Consider the following 3,006-nt stretch of genomic DNA (forward strand, 5'->3'; position numbering starts at 1 on the left):
ACTACCTATTGGAATTTGGTTTATTAAAAAAGATGAATTTGAAAAGATCAATATTCAAGGAAAGGAGTTTTTAAATTACTCATTTCTACTTATATTTTCAACTCTTATAGCTCTAGTCATTTCATTTTATACTTCAGGACTTGTAGTAGCACTAATAGTGCCAATCTACTCAATTACTATATCAATTCTAGGTATTCAACGAGCACTAAAAGGAGAAGTCATTCCCTATCCAAGCAAGCTCTACAAACCCATAAAATAATTGATATATGACACCCAAAAATGACTAGTTAATGACCGTCAATTGACAAGGACAAGCTTTCATACTATGATTTACTTAATGAATATAAAATATAGCTCACATTCAGTAGATAGGATTCTTCAAAGAGATATTTCGACTAAAGATGTAGAGCTAATCCTAAGTGAACCAGATGGTAAAATAAAGCAGTCCCAAGATAAGTATATCTACTATAAAAAACTTAGGGGACGTAAAGATAATTTAATTGCGGCAGTAGCTGTGACAAAGAAAAATATGAATTTTGAAGTTGTCACAGTCATGATTAATTTTGAGGTGAAATAATGAAAGTACATCATGATTCAGACATTGATTACCTATCAATAGACTTCTCTGATGAAGTTGAAGCGAAGTCAGAATACAAGGATGGCGTTATAGTTCGCTATAACAAGAAAGGAAATGTTATCGGGATAGATATCACAGACTCGATGAAACTCTTTGCAAGTTCAGACCTTATGACTCTTCAAGAAGCTTGCTCTTTTCTAGGAATCTCAGAGTCAACCATGAGAAGAAGAATAAAGAATGGGAAAATAAAGTATCAAAAAGAAGGAAAGGATTATCGATTTAAAAAATCTGAAATCATTCAACTAGCAGCTTAAAACAAAAAAAGCAGACCAAAAGGTCTGCTTTTTTAATAGGGGGAGAGATTCAAAGAGCGCTAACCCTTCGATGTATTAAATATAGCAGAATTCCCTGCTAGATAAGTATGGCCTGTAAGTTCTTCAGCCCCTGCTAACTTTTTTGACAGTTTCAAACAATAAGTAATTACAAGCTCTTACAACTCCTCATCACTCTCTTTATATAAGTATCTATTTCTGCAAAATGCCTATTATATGGCAATATTTCTACACAAATGGTATTATAATACAGTATTTTTGTAAAAAGGTGGTTTTATGTCTCAAATGATGCTTGATGAATTCTATTTTGGATCTGAATCCCAAAGAAGAAAACTATCTAAAGAAGGTAAAATCAGAAAGATATACACATCTTTATATACCAGCATCATGGACGATGAATTGCTAATTGAAAGAATGAAGTATTGTTGGCCTATGGTAGTATCAAATTGTTTTAAAAACAGTGTTATTAGCTATAGAACAGCAGTTGAGTTTAAACCTTCCCCTGAAAATTATATTTATCTAGTTTCAAAGAGTAGTAAGCTCGTTGAAATAGCTGGTCTAAAGTTCAAGCTTATACGTGGAGAAGTCGATTCCTTAGGAAATCGAAAGGCGCTCATGGGTGCAAAAGTAGTGTGTAAAGAGAGAGCCTTTCTAGAGCTTCTAATAAAACCAAGAAAAGTACCAGAAGATGATCGCTACCTAAGTTTAGAAATAATTGAAGAAAAACTAGAAGAGATACTAGAACAAACTGGCGAAGAGGGTCTAAACCAATTTAGAGATAAAGCTAAAGAGATCTCACTTCAATTAAATCTCGATAGGCCATTTAAAGAATTAAATAAAATAATAAGCACGCTACTAGGATCAAAGTCATTTCCTCTTAATAGCACAAAAGCAAAGAGTAGAGCCTTGGGGCTACCTATTGATACAGATCGAATTTCTTTATTTTTAAATCTTGCTATACATATGGAGTCTCTTAGCTATCCAAAAGTACAAAATCAAGACTATGGCCCTGAGCACATTGAAAATAAAGCTTTCTTTGAAAGCTACTTCTCAAACTATATAGAAGGGACAGAGTTCTTAATTGAAGAGGCCGAAGAAATTATCTTCGATAAAAAGCAAATAGAGAATAGAACTCAGGACTCTCACGATATCCTGGGAACTTTTGAAATTTGTTCGAATATCAGTTTTATGAAAACGACCTCAAAAAATTCTGACGAATTCATAAGTGACTTAAAATTAATTAATAAAAGAATTATATCCAGTCGTATTGATAAGGATCCTGGAATATTTAAGGTTAAATCAAATAAAGCTGGCAATACATTCTTTGTTTCACCCGAGCGTGTTGAAGGAACTCTAAGGAAGGCCTTTGAAATATCTCAAACTATTACAAATTCAATTTCTAGAGCGATATTCTTAAGCTTTGTCGTAAGTGAGGTTCATCCCTTTAATGATGGAAATGGCAGAACTTCAAGAATTATTCTAAATAGAGAACTACTGGCGAATAACTACCCTTCAATTATTATTCCTACGGTCTACAGAGATGATTACATAGGAGCACTAAGAACACTCTCTAGAAAAGGTAGAACATCTCCAATTTGTGATATGTTTCTTCGAGCTCTTATTTTCTCCAATCTCAACTTTAGTGATTACCAAGAAGTGAAAAAAGAGCTCACAGAAAAGAACTGGTTTCTCGAGCCACAGGAAGGGAAAATTCTTACTATTTAAGTTTAAAGTTTTTAAACTCACCCAGACGAACTCCGGTTAAGTACTCAAATTGATCACTTAAAATGAGGCGAATATCTTTTAGGCTAAGTTTATAAGGAAGAGAGAGGATGTCTAGATCGTTCTTATTTTCTTCAATCCAATTCTTCATTACTTTTGGATGAGTTCCAGTAAATGGACGCAGTCCCCACACTCTTTCGTAGTTAAAGCTTTCATCTTTCTTCTTATCGCCGTGATAGAGTTTATCAAAGGCCTTAGTCTTTGCCGCCATCACTTGCTCTGCTCTCGCCCAACCGTAGTGATAAACAGTCGCTTCAATCTGCTTACAGACAACTTTACTATCATCACTATTTCTAAAGCCCTGGGCATCTAGCC

At 34.1% G+C, this 3,006-nt stretch carries 4 protein-coding genes and 1 pseudogene; 4 read left to right on the top strand and 1 reads right to left on the bottom strand.

Features of this window, described 5'->3' with window-relative positions; all coding sequences use genetic code 11:
* The 4 genes from ABX784_RS16580 to ABX784_RS16595 all read left to right on the top strand — a co-directional run.
* The coding region (locus ABX784_RS16580) for a DUF4870 domain-containing protein (RefSeq protein WP_372656176.1) at positions 1-259 on the top strand (259 nt) is incomplete at its 5' end.
* 66 nt (positions 260-325) lie between these two features.
* Positions 326-577, top strand: a complete 252-nt coding sequence (locus ABX784_RS16585) for a DUF4258 domain-containing protein (RefSeq protein ID WP_372656177.1) — start codon at positions 326-328, stop codon at positions 575-577.
* Positions 577-891, top strand: coding sequence for a helix-turn-helix domain-containing protein (locus tag ABX784_RS16590; protein ID WP_372656178.1), 315 nt, complete (start codon positions 577-579; stop codon positions 889-891). Before ABX784_RS16585 ends, ABX784_RS16590 begins: the two co-directional genes overlap by 1 nt.
* A 294-nt stretch (positions 892-1,185) precedes the next feature.
* Positions 1,186-2,634, top strand: coding sequence for a Fic family protein (locus ABX784_RS16595; RefSeq protein WP_372656179.1), 1,449 nt, complete (start codon positions 1,186-1,188; stop codon positions 2,632-2,634).
* Here ABX784_RS16595 and ABX784_RS16600 read toward each other — a convergent pair.
* A pseudogene (locus ABX784_RS16600) lies at positions 2,627-3,006 on the bottom strand (glycosyltransferase family 2 protein); the annotation flags it as partial. The gene ABX784_RS16595 and the pseudogene ABX784_RS16600 sit on opposite strands and share 8 nt — an antisense overlap.

Source organism: Halobacteriovorax sp. (genome assembly GCF_041587335.1).
In the GTDB taxonomy this organism is placed as follows: Bacteria; Bdellovibrionota; Bacteriovoracia; order Bacteriovoracales; family Bacteriovoracaceae; genus Halobacteriovorax.